General features: G+C 60.2%; 13 protein-coding genes. 6 read left to right on the top strand and 7 right to left on the bottom strand.

The window, feature by feature from the left end:
* Positions 1-115: 115 nt before the first annotated feature.
* From B9Z49_RS07905 to B9Z49_RS07915, 3 genes are read left to right on the top strand one after another with little or no spacing between them, the layout of a single operon-like run.
* Entirely contained in the window at positions 116-1,096 is a 981-nt protein-coding gene (locus B9Z49_RS07905) for a MoxR family ATPase (protein WP_108353038.1), read from the top strand.
* Positions 1,065-2,135, top strand: coding sequence for a DUF58 domain-containing protein (locus B9Z49_RS07910; RefSeq protein ID WP_108352902.1), 1,071 nt, complete (start codon positions 1,065-1,067; stop codon positions 2,133-2,135). Before B9Z49_RS07905 ends, B9Z49_RS07910 begins: the two co-directional genes overlap by 32 nt.
* Positions 2,128-3,228 (top strand): VWA domain-containing protein, encoded by a 1,101-nt coding sequence (locus tag B9Z49_RS07915; protein WP_108353039.1) that lies wholly within the window; start codon positions 2,128-2,130, stop codon positions 3,226-3,228. The genes B9Z49_RS07910 and B9Z49_RS07915 overlap by 8 nt, the downstream gene beginning before the upstream one ends.
* A 69-nt stretch (positions 3,229-3,297) precedes the next feature.
* On the opposite strand, the gene B9Z49_RS07920 is transcribed toward B9Z49_RS07915, so the two are convergent.
* The 7 genes from B9Z49_RS07920 to B9Z49_RS07950 form a co-directional block, all read right to left on the bottom strand.
* Positions 3,298-4,596: a citrate synthase gene (locus B9Z49_RS07920; RefSeq protein WP_108352903.1), complete on the bottom strand. Its 1,299-nt coding sequence runs from the start codon at positions 4,594-4,596 to the stop codon at positions 3,298-3,300.
* 42 nt (positions 4,597-4,638) lie between these two features.
* Positions 4,639-4,947, bottom strand: coding sequence for a succinate dehydrogenase assembly factor 2 (locus B9Z49_RS07925; RefSeq protein WP_108352904.1), 309 nt, complete (start codon positions 4,945-4,947; stop codon positions 4,639-4,641).
* Positions 4,947-5,651, bottom strand: coding sequence for a succinate dehydrogenase iron-sulfur subunit (locus B9Z49_RS07930; protein WP_108352905.1), 705 nt, complete (start codon positions 5,649-5,651; stop codon positions 4,947-4,949). The genes B9Z49_RS07925 and B9Z49_RS07930 overlap by 1 nt, the downstream gene beginning before the upstream one ends.
* A 63-nt stretch (positions 5,652-5,714) precedes the next feature.
* Positions 5,715-7,520 (bottom strand): succinate dehydrogenase flavoprotein subunit, encoded by a 1,806-nt coding sequence (sdhA, locus tag B9Z49_RS07935; protein WP_108352906.1) that lies wholly within the window; start codon positions 7,518-7,520, stop codon positions 5,715-5,717.
* Between the two features lie 53 nt (positions 7,521-7,573).
* Positions 7,574-7,942 carry a succinate dehydrogenase, hydrophobic membrane anchor protein gene (gene sdhD, locus B9Z49_RS07940; protein WP_108352907.1) on the bottom strand — a complete coding sequence of 123 codons (369 nt, stop codon included), beginning with the start codon at positions 7,940-7,942 and terminating at the stop codon, positions 7,574-7,576.
* 40 nt (positions 7,943-7,982) lie between these two features.
* Positions 7,983-8,414 carry a succinate dehydrogenase, cytochrome b556 subunit gene (gene sdhC, locus B9Z49_RS07945; protein WP_108352908.1) on the bottom strand — a complete coding sequence of 144 codons (432 nt, stop codon included), beginning with the start codon at positions 8,412-8,414 and terminating at the stop codon, positions 7,983-7,985.
* Positions 8,415-8,542: 128 nt separating this feature from the next.
* The gene (locus B9Z49_RS07950; protein ID WP_108352909.1) at positions 8,543-9,325 is read right to left on the bottom strand and encodes a GntR family transcriptional regulator; all 783 of its coding nucleotides are present in this window, start codon (positions 9,323-9,325) and stop codon (positions 8,543-8,545) included.
* Between the two features lie 238 nt (positions 9,326-9,563).
* Between B9Z49_RS07950 and B9Z49_RS07955 the strand changes: the two genes are divergently transcribed.
* From B9Z49_RS07955 to B9Z49_RS22530, 3 genes are all read left to right on the top strand, one after another.
* Entirely contained in the window at positions 9,564-10,550 is a 987-nt protein-coding gene (locus B9Z49_RS07955) for a malate dehydrogenase (protein WP_108352910.1), read from the top strand.
* Positions 10,551-10,659: 109 nt separating this feature from the next.
* Complete coding sequence (locus B9Z49_RS07960) at positions 10,660-11,589, top strand: CoA ester lyase (protein WP_369913502.1); 930 nt, start codon at positions 10,660-10,662, stop codon at positions 11,587-11,589.
* The gene (locus B9Z49_RS22530) at positions 11,586-12,455 is read left to right on the top strand and encodes a hypothetical protein (protein ID WP_369913497.1); all 870 of its coding nucleotides are present in this window, start codon (positions 11,586-11,588) and stop codon (positions 12,453-12,455) included. The genes B9Z49_RS07960 and B9Z49_RS22530 overlap by 4 nt, the downstream gene beginning before the upstream one ends.
* Positions 12,456-12,476 lie beyond the last annotated feature (21 nt).

The raw sequence follows: 12,476 nt of genomic DNA on the forward strand, positions 1-12,476 counted from the left end.
TTAATGAACCCAGCAATCTTGAAAGGCTTTGTGCATGAACCCCTCTGAATTGGCATGGAACCAGGGCCAGACACCCCAAAGCGCTGCCGTTAACGCTGCCGTCAACGCCGCGCTGATGGAACGCGTGCTTTACGAAGTCAAACGCGTGGTGGTGGGGCAAGACGCTTTTCTCGAACGCATCCTGGTGGCCATCCTGGCGCAAGGCCATCTGCTGATTGAAGGCGTGCCGGGGCTGGCCAAAACCCTCACGGTCAACACGCTGGCAAAAACCGTGAGTGGCAGTTTCAAGCGCATCCAGTTCACGCCCGACTTGCTGCCTGCCGATCTGGTGGGCACCCGTATTTACAACCAAAAAATCAGCGAATTCAGCACTGTGCTGGGGCCGGTGTTTGCCAACTTGCTGCTGGCCGACGAAATCAACCGGGCACCCGCCAAAGTGCAAAGTGCCTTGCTGGAAGTGATGCAAGAGCGACAAGTGACGATTGCAGGAGAAACCCATGCGGTGCCCCGTCCCTTTTTGGTGATGGCCACGCAAAACCCGATCGAGACCGAAGGCACTTACCCCCTGCCCGAAGCGCAGGTGGACCGCTTCATGATGAAGGTGCTGGTGGGCTACCCCACCGAGGAAGAAGAATTCGTGATCGTGCAGCGCGTGACCGGCATGCCCGTCACCGCAGCGGCCGTGGCCGACACCGCGCAGCTGCTGGCCTTGCAGGCGCAATGCCGCCAAGGCTATGTCGATCCGGCCCTGGTGCAGTACGCGGTGAAGCTGGTGGCCGCCACGCGCGATCCGGTGCGTTGCGGCTTGCCCGAACTGGCGCCCTATTTGACCTTTGGTGCCAGCCCCCGGGCCACCATCGCCCTGATCGAAGGCGCACGGGCGCTGGCCTTCCTGCGCGGGCGCCCCTACGCACTGCCGCAAGACCTGATCGACCTGGTGCCCGACGTGCTGCGCCACCGCTTGGTGCTGAGCTACGAAGCCTTGTCTGAGGGCATGACCGCCGATGCGCTGATTCTTAAAATCCTGCAAGCCGTGCCCGCACCGAGTAAACCCCTGGACCGCCATGTTCAGCTGGCTGCGCAAGAAGCGAACTGAGGCCACGGCTGCCGCTGCCCGGGGCCAACTCCAGGCCCCGGCGTCTGGCGCGCCCGGCACAGACACGGCATGGCCCAACGCAGCGCAATGGTTGCAACGGCTGGAATGGACCGTGCTCAAACGGCTGGATGGCCAACTGCAAGGTGACTACCGCAGTCTGTTTCGAGGCAGCGGTCTGGTGTTGGCCGATTTGCGCGAATACCAGGCGCACGACGACGTGCGTCACATCGACTGGAACGTGACCGCCCGTATGCAGACCCCTTATGTGCGCGAACACCAGGAAGACCGCGAAATCGCCGCCTGGTTTGTGGTCGACCTGTCTGCCTCGGTGGCTTTTGGTTCGGGCCAAACCAGCAAACGCCAGCTGGCCTGCAGTGTTGTGACGGTGCTGTCCAAGCTGCTGTCACAACACGGCAACCGCATAGGCATGATGCTGTTCACCGGACAAGACCGAGCCCACAGCGTGGTCCCCGCCCGCTCGGGCAGGCGGCATTTGCTGCACATCGTGCACCAGATGCTGCAGGCGGGACAAACCTCAATCCATGCCAAGAACGTGCAGACCAGCGCGCTGGGTCCATGGCTGGCGCAGGCCCAGTCGGTGCTCAAGCGCCGCTCGGCGGTGTTTGTGGTGTCCGACTTCATCAGCCCCCCCGGTTGGGAAAAAAACCTGGCCCAGCTGGCCAAGCGTCATGAAGTGGTGGCGGTGCGTCTGCGCGACCCGCTGGAGATGGCTTGGCCCGACACCGGTATGCTGCTGGTGCAAGACGCCGAGTCGGGAGAGCAACTGTTGGTGGACGGCAACGATGCAGCGTTCCGCCTGCGGTTTGCTCAGCAGGCTCAAGAACGTGAAGCCGCTTTACTGGAGAGCCTTTCCCAAGCCGGTGTGGACTGCCTGGAGCTGAACACCGACGAAGCAATGGACCAGGCCCTGCTGCGTTTTGCACAGCTGCGCAAACGCGCCAGCCAGTTGAGCACCGGTGGCCGTGCAGCCCCTTTGGGCAGTCAGCGGCCCGTTCAAACCGGGGATGTTCATGCCTGAATGGCATTCGATTCAGTTCGTCTGGCCGCGCCTGCTGTGGCTGCTGGCCAGCTTGCCGCTGTGGCTGGGCTTTTATGTCGCCTGGCAGCGCCGTGGCGTGCAGCGGGCTTGGCCCACGGCCAGCATGAACACCGGTGCTACCAACTTCCGCTTCACGCGACATGCCCCAGCGCTGCTGGTGTTGCTGGGCCTGGCCGGGATACTGGTGGCGATCGCCAGGCCACAGGCCATCTTGCTCTTGCCCAGCCGCATCGACACCGTGATGCTGGCCATCGACAGCTCGGGCAGCATGCGCGCCACCGATGTGCAACCCAGCCGCATTGAAGCGGCGCAGGCCGCCGCCAAAAGCTTTGTGCTGGGACAACCTGGCCAAGTCAAGTTGGGCGTGGTCAGCGTGGCGGGGGCGGCTGCGCTGGTGCAGGCGCCCACCGACCAGCGCGATCTGGTCATCCAGGCCATCGACCAGCTGAGCCTGCAGCCGGGCTCGGCCCTGGGCAGTGGCATCGTGATTGCGCTGCATGCCATGCTGCCTGGCTCGGGCCTGGACGTGCGCGGTCTGATCGAGGGCGAGACCAGCCCTCAGCCCGCAAGTGGTACACCGCTCGGTGGCGCGACACCCGCCCCTGCCGAAACCGCAAGTCCATCGGGAGCAGCCCCTCGCAAACCGGTCAGCCTGCCCAAGGTGCCACCCGGCTCCAATACGGCAGCGGCCATCGTGCTGCTCAGTGACGGCCAAAGCAATGCGGGGCCTGACGCCCTCAAGATGGCCCAGGTGGCCGCCGACCTGGGGGTGCGTGTCTACACCGTGGGGGTGGGCACGGCGCAAGGCACGGTGCTCAAAGCCCAGGGCATGCAAATGCGGGTCAAGCTGGACGAAGCCAGTTTGAAAAAAATCGCTGAGATCACCAAGGCTGAATACTTCAGCGCCGACAACCGCCAGGACCTGCTGCAGATTTACCAGTCCCTGAGCAGCAAGATCGTGCTGAAAAAGCACCGCCGCACCGAGGTCTCCGCTTTGTGCGCTTTGCTGGGCATGCTGCTTTTGAGCTGGGGATGCGCTTGGGCCTGGTGGCGACACGGCCGGATCGTTTGAGTCTGCAGATTTGAGTCGAAAAAAAGCCCGCACAGGGGGGGCTTTCAGATCAGGGTGACCAACCCCCCATCAACGCTGTACGTCGCGGCGCACAGAGCCGGTGAACAGTTGACGTGGGCGGCCGATTTTGTACTCTGGGTCGCCGATCATTTCGTTGAGTTGGGCGATCCAGCCGACGGTTCGGGCCAGGGCGAAGACGCCGGTGAACAGATTCACCGGGATGCCGATCGCGCGTTGCACGATGCCGGAGTAAAAATCCACGTTGGGGTAGAGCTTGCGGCTGACGAAGTAGTCGTCTTCCAAGGCGATCTTTTCCAGGGCTTTGGCCAGTTTGAACAATGGATCGTTTTCCAGGCCCAGTTCTTTCAGCACTTCGTCGCAGGTTTCTTGCATCAACTTGGCGCGTGGGTCGTAGTTTTTGTAAACGCGGTGTCCAAAACCCATCAGCTTGACGCCAGAGTTTTTGTCCTTGACCTTTTCCATGAATTCGCCGACTTTGGTGATGCCCCCCATTTTCTGGATGTCTTCCAGCATGTTCAGGCAAGCTTCGTTGGCACCACCGTGGGCAGGGCCCCACAGGCAGGCTACACCCGCAGCAATGGCCGCAAACGGGTTGGTGCCAGACGAGCCGCACAGGCGCACTGTGGAGGTTGACGCGTTTTGCTCATGGTCTGCATGCAAAATAAAGATGCGGTCCATGGCGCGCTCGAGCACAGGGTTCACCACATACTCTTCGCAGGGCACGCCAAACATCATGCGCAAGAAATTGCCTGCATAGCTCAGGTTGTTCTGCGGGTACATGAAGGGTTGGCCCACGCCGTATTTGTAGGCCATGGACACTAAGGTGGGCAACTTGGCGATCAGGCGGATCGCTGCGATATGTCGGTGCTCTGGGTTGGTGATGTCGGTGCTGTCGTGGTAGAAGGCCGACAAAGCACCAATCAGACCGGTCAAGACGGCCATCGGGTGGGCGTCACGTCGGAAACCGCGCAGAAAGAACTGCATCTGCTCGTTGACCATGGTGTGTTGGTTCACCAACTTGTGAAAGTCTTTGCTTTGCTGGCCGACGGGCAATTCACCGTTCAAGAGCAAGTAGCAGGTGTCCAGATAGTCCACCTTGTTGGCCAACTGCTCGATGGGGTAACCACGGTACAAGAGTTCGCCTTTGTCGCCATCGATATAGGTGATGGCGGACTGGCATGAGGCTGTTGACAGGAAACCCGGGTCGTAGGTGAACATGCCGCTTTGGCCATACAGCTTGCGGATGTCAATGACGTCAGGACCGATGTTGCCGGAGTAAACAGGCATCTCGATGCTGGGGCTGCCGTTGGAGAACGACAAAGTGGCTTTGTTATCGGCGAGTTTCATGGTGGGTTTCCTCAAAAAAACAGGGGGATGAACCTGTTGGGTTCACGCTCTCAACATGTCCAGGACTTCACACACCTCTTCGGTGTTGATCTCGGGCTGAAGTTCCTTGCGGCGCAGCAGCAGGTCCATGAGATCGTTGTCTGACAGGTCCATCAGCACATACATGCCCCGTGCTTGGCCCACCGACATACCTGCAGCGTGCTGATTGAAAAAGCGCTCGATGAACAAATCATTTTCGAGCAGACCTCGCCGGCTGCGCCAGCGCAGCTTGCTGAGTGACCGCTCGCTCAAAGGAGCTTGGCGGTCAGCGCCAACCAGTGACGCGTCTTCAAGAATAGGGGTGACGGTCATCAGGCAGTGCGGCGCAACATCATTTCTTTGATTTTACCGATGGCCTTGGTGGGGTTCAGGCCCTTGGGGCAGACATCGACGCAGTTCATGATGGTGTGGCAGCGGAACAAGCGGTAAGGGTCTTCCAGGTTGTCCAGGCGCTCGGCGGTGGCTTCGTCGCGGCTGTCGGCAATGAAGCGGTAGGCTTGCAGCAAACCGGCCGGGCCAACGAACTTGTCGGGGTTCCACCAGAAGCTGGGGCAGGCGGTTGAGCAGCTGGCGCACAAGATGCACTCGTACAAGCCGTTCAGCTCGTCACGCTCTTCCGGGCTTTGCAGGCGCTCGGTCTCAGGCGGAATGGTGCTGTTGATCAAATAGGGCTTAATCGAGTGGTACTGCTTGAAGAATTGGGTCATGTCCACGATCACGTCGCGGATCACGGGCAGGCCGGGCAGGGGCTTGAGCACGATGGTGCCGGGCAAGGTGTTCATGTTGGTCAAACATGCCAAACCGTTTTTGCCGTTGATGTTCATCGCGTCCGAACCGCACACGCCTTCACGGCAAGAGCGGCGGAACGAAATGGTGGGGTCCACGGCTTTGAGTTTCATCAGGGCGTCGAGCAACATGCGTTCGTTGCCGTCCAGTTCGACCTGGATGGTTTGCATGTAGGGCTTGGCGTCCTTGTCGGGGTCGTAGCGGTAGATCTGAAAAGTGCGTAGGGTCATGAAAGAACTCCTGGTGTATTCGGGTGGTGGACCGCCACTTGAGGTGTGCGGCCCAGACAATCTTTAAAACGTGCGAACTTTAGGTGGCACAGAGTCCACCGTGAGGGGCTTAAGCTTGACGGGCTTGTAGGTCAGGCTGTTGGAAGCGCTGTGCCACAGGGAGTGTTTCATCCAGTTGGCATCGTCGCGGCCCAATGGGGCCACGGCGTCATCGACTGGGCGCTCGTAGTCGCTCACGGTGTGGGCACCACGGCATTCGCGTCGGGCAGCGGCAGACACCATGGTGGACTGAGCGGCTTCGATCAGGTTTTCCACTTCCAGGGCTTCGATGCGGGCGGTGTTGAACACTTTGGACGTGTCCTTCAGGCCGATGGCATTGACGCGCTCGCGGATGGCCGCGATCTTTTGCACGCCTTCGTCCATGGATGCTTGGGTGCGGAACACGCCAGCGTGTTGCTGCATCGCGGCCCGCATATCGTTGGCCACGTCTTGGGCGTATTCGCCGCCACGGCCTTCGAGCTTGTTCAAACGACTCAAGGTGAGGTCTGTCGCGTCAGCGGGCAATGGCTTGTGCGACTTGGTTTTGGAGGCAAAGTCAACAATGTGGTTGCCCGCTGCACGGCCAAAAACCAGCAGGTCGAGCAGCGAGTTGGTGCCCAGGCGGTTGGCGCCGTGCACCGACACGCAAGAGCATTCGCCCACGGCATACAAACCGTTGACCACGGCGTTGTTGTCGGATGCGGTCTGCGTCACCACTTGGCCGTTGATATTGGTCGGGATGCCACCCATCTGGTAGTGGATGGTAGGCACCACCGGGATCGGCTCTTTGGTGATGTCGACGTTGGCGAAGTTGACGCCGATTTCGTACACCGACGGCAGACGCTTGTGGATGGTTTCCGCACCCAAGTGGTCGAGCTTGAGCATGACATAGTCTTTGTTCGGGCCGCAGCCACGGCCTTCCTTGATCTCCTGGTCCATGCAGCGGGACACGAAGTCCCGCGGGGCCAAGTCTTTCAAGGTGGGCGCATAGCGCTCCATGAAGCGCTCGCCATTGCTGTTGAGCAAGATCGCGCCTTCGCCACGGCAGCCTTCGGTCAACAACACACCAGCACCGGCCACGCCGGTGGGGTGGAATTGCCAGAACTCCATGTCTTCCAAAGGAATGCCAGCACGCGCTGCGATGCCCAAGCCGTCACCGGTGTTGATGAAGGCGTTGGTGGAAGCGGCATAAATTCGGCCTGCGCCACCCGTGGCCATCAGCACAGTCTTGGCGTGCAAGACGTGCAGGTCGCCTGTTTCCATCTCCAGAGCCGTCACGCCCACCACGTCGCCTTCGGCGTCGCGGATCAGGTCAAGGGCCATCCACTCGACGAAGAAACTGGTTTTGGCGGCAACGTTTTGCTGGTACAAGGTGTGCAGCATGGCGTGACCGGTGCGGTCAGCGGCAGCGCAAGCGCGTTGTACTGGCTTTTCACCGTAGTTGGCGGTGTGGCCGCCGAAGGGTCGCTGGTAAATGGTGCCGTCCGGGTTGCGGTCAAATGGCATACCCATGTGCTCCAGGTCATACACGACCTTGGGCGCTTCGCGGCACATGAATTCGATCGCATCCTGGTCGCCGAGCCAGTCGGAGCCCTTGATGGTGTCGTAGAAGTGGTAGTGCCAGTTGTCGTCGGACATGTTGCCCAGCGACGCACCGATGCCGCCTTGGGCCGCCACGGTGTGCGAACGGGTGGGAAAAACTTTGGACAGCACGGCCACGTTCAGGCCAGCACGGGCCAACTGCAGCGAGGCACGCATGCCCGAACCACCGGCGCCGACGATCACGACGTCAAACTTGCGGGTGGTGATTTTGTCTTGGGTATAGCTCATGGTTTAACTTGGTTGGTGTGATTTCAGCGCAATGACAAGCGAGGGCTGCCGCTTTACAGGCGCCACAGGGCCTGAACAGCCCAGCCGGCACAGCCGACCAGCCAGACGAGGGTAAAGACGTGCAAGGCAAGGCGCAAGGCCAGTGGCTTGACGTAGTCCATCCAGATGTCACGCATGCCGACCCAGACGTGGTAGAGCAGGGCGATGATGACGGTGAAGGTCAGGACCTTCATCCACTGCGAGGCAAAAATGCCAGCCCACTCTTCGTAGCCGATGGGGCCGGAGGTGAAGATCACCTGAGCCAGCAAGACCACGGTGAAGAGAGCCATCAGGACGGCGGTCACACGTTGTGCCAGCCAGTCACGAAAGCCATAGCCAGCACCGGTCACGATGCGTTTGGAGCCGTAATTCACGGACGACATAGGTCAGTTTCCTTGTTGTTTTGAGTGAGGGGCGGAGAAATCAATACAAACCAAACAGCTTGGCACCCAGCACGGCGGTTAAGCCCAGGCTCAGCACCAATGTGGCCACAGCAGAAGACTTGCCGAATTCTTTGGTTACGGCGTGGAAAGAGTCCATGTAGAGGTGGCGCACGCCAGCGATGAAGTGGTGCAAATAAGCCCAGATCAGCGCCAGAGCCAACAACTTGAAGAACCAGCCTGGCACAAAGCCGATGCCGATGCCAAAAGCGGCTGAGAGCTTGGCATAGGAGATTTCGGAAGTGATGGAGTTGTCAAACAACCAGATGAACAGGGGCATGAGCAAGAACATCAGGAAACCGCTGATGCGGTGCAGGATGGAGACGATGCCAGCGGCTGGCAGGCGGTACGAGGGCAGGTCTTTCAGGGCGTTGATGTTGCGGAATTCAGGCCGCTTGCGGACGAGTTCGGTCATGTGGGTGCTTTCTGGGTGTAACGCGTTCGTGTTGTAGATAACAAGCCGTTGGATTCTATTGCAACGCAGCAAACTGACGCGAGCATTTCAGCGACAGTCTTTTAGAAGACGTTGAAGGCGGTTTTTTGTCAGTTCAAATCGTTGTGATAATGGTGTTTGTCGGTGCGGTAGAGGCCGCGCCGCAGCTCCATCGGGATGTCTTTGTAGGTGTATGCAATGCGCTCCACACTGAGCAAGGGCGTGTTGGGGGGCAGTTGCAGCAATTCCCTTTGGGCCTTGTCGGGTAACACAGCCCGGATTTTTTCTTCGGCACGCACCATGCGAACATCGAACTCGGTTTCAAACAAGGCGTACATGGGGCCGTGGTAGTCGGCCAAGCGCTCGGCGGTCAAGCCCTTAAAAGGAGTAGCCGGCAACCACAAGTCTTCCAAGATGGTGGGCATGTTGGCAAACGAAAGAACTCTGCGCACCTGCAGCACGTTGTCGCCAGAGCGCAAAGCCAATGCGCGCGCGATTTCGGCCGAGGCGCGCAAGCGTTTGCAGTCGACGATCTGTCGCTGGGCGGGGCCTTCGGTGTTCAGGTCGCCCTGATCTGGCACCAGTTTTAAAAAACGGTACTGCACCTGGTGCTCGGCGTGGGTGGCGACAAAGGTGCCTTTGCCTTGTTTGCGGATCAGCAGGTGCCCGCTGGCCAGCTCATCGATGGCTTTGCGCACGGTGCCCTGGCTGACCCTGTAACGCACGGCCAACTCCATTTCACTGGGAATCGATTCGCCGGGTTTCCATTCACCGGCCTGCAGGCTTTGCAGGATCAAGCCCTTGATCTGCTGGTACAGCGGGCTGAACGCGGCAGTAGCGGCCATGGATTCGGCAGCCGCAGTGGCGTCGGTGGGTGGCAAAGTGGTGTTCATGGACGAGAGCTAGACAGGCGGGTCAGTTGGCAGTCAGGTGTCAGATCTTATCTTATATAAGACATAAGACAAATTGACGTTTCAGGGTTTTCGCGGGTACACTCGAAGGCTGTTTGCTTGCGCTTTCGGCTTTCACGATGATGCTGGGTGCGTGGGTCCGGTACGCCGGACGGCCTTGCCGACATGGGTGTTGGCTTTGGACCGTATCCTTGTTTTCAACACTTCGGAGTTTTCCACCATGAGCAAAAAGCCCGTCCGCGTTGCCGTCACCGGCGCAGCAGGTCAAATTGGTTACGCATTGTTGTTCCGCATCGCCTCGGGTGAAATGTTAGGCAAAGACCAGCCTGTCATCCTGCAGTTACTCGAAGTGCCGGTCGAAGGCCCACAAAAAGCCCTCAAGGGCGTGATGATGGAACTCGAAGACTGCGCGTTCCCCTTGTTGGTCGGCATGGAAGCCCATGGCGACCCGATGACCGCTTTCAAAGATGTGGACTATGCATTGCTCGTCGGTTCACGTCCACGCGGCCCCGGCATGGAGCGCGCCGAGTTGCTCGCTATCAACGGCGCCATCTTCACCGCGCAAGGCAAGGCCTTGAACGCTGTGGCTTCGCGCAACGTCAAAGTGCTGGTCGTGGGCAACCCCGCCAACACCAACGCCTACATTGCCATGAAGGCCGCGCCTGACCTGAAGCCCGGCAACTTCACCGCCATGCTGCGTTTGGACCACAACCGCGCCCTGTCGCAAATCGCAGCCAAGACTGGCAAAGCCGTGGCCGACATCGAAAAACTGTGCGTCTGGGGCAACCACTCGCCCACCATGTACGCCGACTACCGTTTCGCCACAATCCAGGGCGAGTCAGTCAAGGCCATGATCAACGACCAGGAATGGAACGCCAATGTGTTCTTGCCCACCGTGGGCAAGCGCGGCGCGGCCATCATCGAAGCGCGTGGCTTGTCCTCGGCTGCCTCGGCTGCCAACGCGGCCATCGACCACATGCGCGACTGGGCCATGGGCACCCACGGCAAGTGGGTCACCATGGGCATTGCGTCGCAAGGCTGGTACGGCATACCCAAAGATGTCATGTTCGGTTTCCCTGTCACTTGCGAAAACGGTGAGTACAAAGTTGTTGAGGGTCTGGACATTGACGCCTTCAGCCAGGCTTGCATCGACAAGACGCTGAAAGAGCTGACCGATGAGCAAGCTGGCGTCGCTCACCTGATCTGATTCAGGTCGAGAAGTCCAAGTGAGCCATCCTCGCGACGTTCTGTTGGGAACACAAGCCGCTAGCGTGCAGCTGCCGGTGTGTGACCACTACAGCGGAGTGGAGGCGAGGATGCGCAAAAGCCTTCAATTGCAGGCAGAAATGATGCAAGAGTTCGGCGCTTGCGTTTTTGATGTCACCCTGGATTGCGAAGACGGCGCGCCAGTCGGTGGCGAAGTCGAGCATGCAGCGCTGGTGACCGAACTGGCACTGGCCGCAAAAGCTGCTCGCGCCGATGCGCGCATCGCGGTGCGGGTCCACCCGGTGGACCACCCCAGTTTTGAAGCCGATGTGAGCCACATTGCGGGCCGGGCCGGTCGCGTTTTGACGCACATCATGGTTCCCAAAGTCGAGAGCGTGGCCGATGTGGACCGCGTTCAAGCGGCCTTGATCACGGCGGGAGCCGGCCATTTGCCGGTGCATGTGTTGATCGAGTCGCCCGCAGCCGTGCACTGCGCCTTTGACATCGCTGCCCACCCGCGTGTGCAGTCGATCAGCTTTGGCCTGATGGATTTTGTCTCGGCGCACGGCGGTGCGATTCCTGCCGAGGGCATGGGCATCCAGGGGCAGTTCACCCACCCGCTGGTGCTGCGCGCCAAGCTCGAGATCGCCAGCGCCTGCCATGCGCATGGCAAAGTGCCCTCGCACTGCGTGGTCACCGAATTCAAAAACACCGATGCCATTCGCCTGGCCGCCCAAAAAGCCAACCGCGAGCTGGGTTACACCCGCATGTGGAGCATTCACCCCGACCAAATTCGCCCCATCCTGGAGGCCATGGCCCCCAGTGAGGCACAAATTGACCAGGCGAGCCAGATCATTTTGGCGGCGCAAGCGGCCGACTGGGCGCCCATCAGCCATGCAGGTCAATTGCACGACCGGGCCAGTTACCGTTTTTTCTGGCAACTGATTGAGCGCGCGCACCAGACCGGCCGCCATTTGCCCGCCCCAGTGCAGGCTTTGTTGGATGTGGCTCCTCCGAGCCCGCAGCGCAGCCTGCCATGATGGCCGAATTATTCAAGGGGGTGCCCATGCTCAAGAACCTTGTTGTTCTGGTCTGCGCTGCGCTGCTTCTGCCTGCTTGGGCACAAAGTCAGGGCCAGTTCGGTGCCAAGACGCAGCCCCACTCGTTGCCTGCGCAGGCCAAAGCCCGCGCTGATGCCGATATCACGGCACGCCTGCAGGCCCGAGCCATTGCCGAAGCTGCGGCCCAGGCGGCCGCTTTGGCCAAGGACTCAATGCCAACGAGCGTGCAGCTGCCTGCCGATGCTGCTCCTGCGAATGCTGTTCCTTCCTACGTTTCGGCCCCCCAGCTCACCCAGGCGCAGGCACCTGTGCCCATGCAGGCTTTGCCCGCTTGGACTGAGCTGCCGCCCAAACGCAGCGAGGCGCCTGCTGCACCGACCTGGGCTACGGTGCCGACCTCGACCAACCCCTCTGCACTGGCAGCGGTGCCGCCCCTGTCGCCTGTGGCTACCCCCATGGGCCAAAACACGTCAGATCCAGTGTCGCAAGAATTGGCCATTGCCCAGCAAATTCACCTGGGCCTCATGCCCTGTGAAATGGGGGCCAGCGTGCGCGTCGAAGCCGATGCGGCGGCGCCCGGTTACTTCCATGTGCAGGGCAAAGGCTTCCGTTACCGCATGTACCCTGTACGCACCAGCACGGGCGCACTGCGTCTGGAGGACAAAAAGGCCGGTGCCGTTTGGCTGCAACTGGCCAACAAGTCCATGTTGATGGACCAGAAAAAAGGCCGACGTGTAGCAGACGAATGCGCACACCCTGAGCAATTAGCCTATGGCCAGGACATGAAAACCAACCCACCGCCCAGCCTGTTTGACAAAACCGGCATGGGCAGATCCAACGATTGACTTTGACTGACCGGAGAAAAA

The organism is Limnohabitans sp. 2KL-51 (genome assembly GCF_003063645.1).
In the GTDB taxonomy this organism is placed as follows: Bacteria; Pseudomonadota; Gammaproteobacteria; order Burkholderiales; family Burkholderiaceae_C; genus Limnohabitans_A.

What these genes read in the sequence shown, in the direction of transcription:
- B9Z49_RS07905 (WP_108353038.1), top strand. Translation starts at nt 116, where the DNA reads ATGGAACGCGTGCTTTACGAAGTCAAACGCGTGGTGGTGGGGCAAGAC.
- B9Z49_RS07910 (WP_108352902.1), top strand. Translation starts at nt 1,065, where the DNA reads ATGTTCAGCTGGCTGCGCAAGAAGCGAACTGAGGCCACGGCTGCCGCT.
- B9Z49_RS07915 (WP_108353039.1), top strand. Translation starts at nt 2,128, where the DNA reads ATGCCTGAATGGCATTCGATTCAGTTCGTCTGGCCGCGCCTGCTGTGG.
- B9Z49_RS07920 (WP_108352903.1), bottom strand. Translation starts at nt 4,596, where the DNA reads ATGAAACTCGCCGATAACAAAGCCACTTTGTCGTTCTCCAACGGCAGC.
- B9Z49_RS07925 (WP_108352904.1), bottom strand. Translation starts at nt 4,947, where the DNA reads ATGACCGTCACCCCTATTCTTGAAGACGCGTCACTGGTTGGCGCTGAC.
- B9Z49_RS07930 (WP_108352905.1), bottom strand. Translation starts at nt 5,651, where the DNA reads ATGACCCTACGCACTTTTCAGATCTACCGCTACGACCCCGACAAGGAC.
- sdhA (WP_108352906.1), bottom strand. Translation starts at nt 7,520, where the DNA reads ATGAGCTATACCCAAGACAAAATCACCACCCGCAAGTTTGACGTCGTG.
- sdhD (WP_108352907.1), bottom strand. Translation starts at nt 7,942, where the DNA reads ATGTCGTCCGTGAATTACGGCTCCAAACGCATCGTGACCGGTGCTGGC.
- sdhC (WP_108352908.1), bottom strand. Translation starts at nt 8,414, where the DNA reads ATGACCGAACTCGTCCGCAAGCGGCCTGAATTCCGCAACATCAACGCC.
- B9Z49_RS07950 (WP_108352909.1), bottom strand. Translation starts at nt 9,325, where the DNA reads ATGAACACCACTTTGCCACCCACCGACGCCACTGCGGCTGCCGAATCC.
- B9Z49_RS07955 (WP_108352910.1), top strand. Translation starts at nt 9,564, where the DNA reads ATGAGCAAAAAGCCCGTCCGCGTTGCCGTCACCGGCGCAGCAGGTCAA.
- B9Z49_RS07960 (WP_369913502.1), top strand. Translation starts at nt 10,660, where the DNA reads ATGCGCAAAAGCCTTCAATTGCAGGCAGAAATGATGCAAGAGTTCGGC.
- B9Z49_RS22530 (WP_369913497.1), top strand. Translation starts at nt 11,586, where the DNA reads ATGATGGCCGAATTATTCAAGGGGGTGCCCATGCTCAAGAACCTTGTT.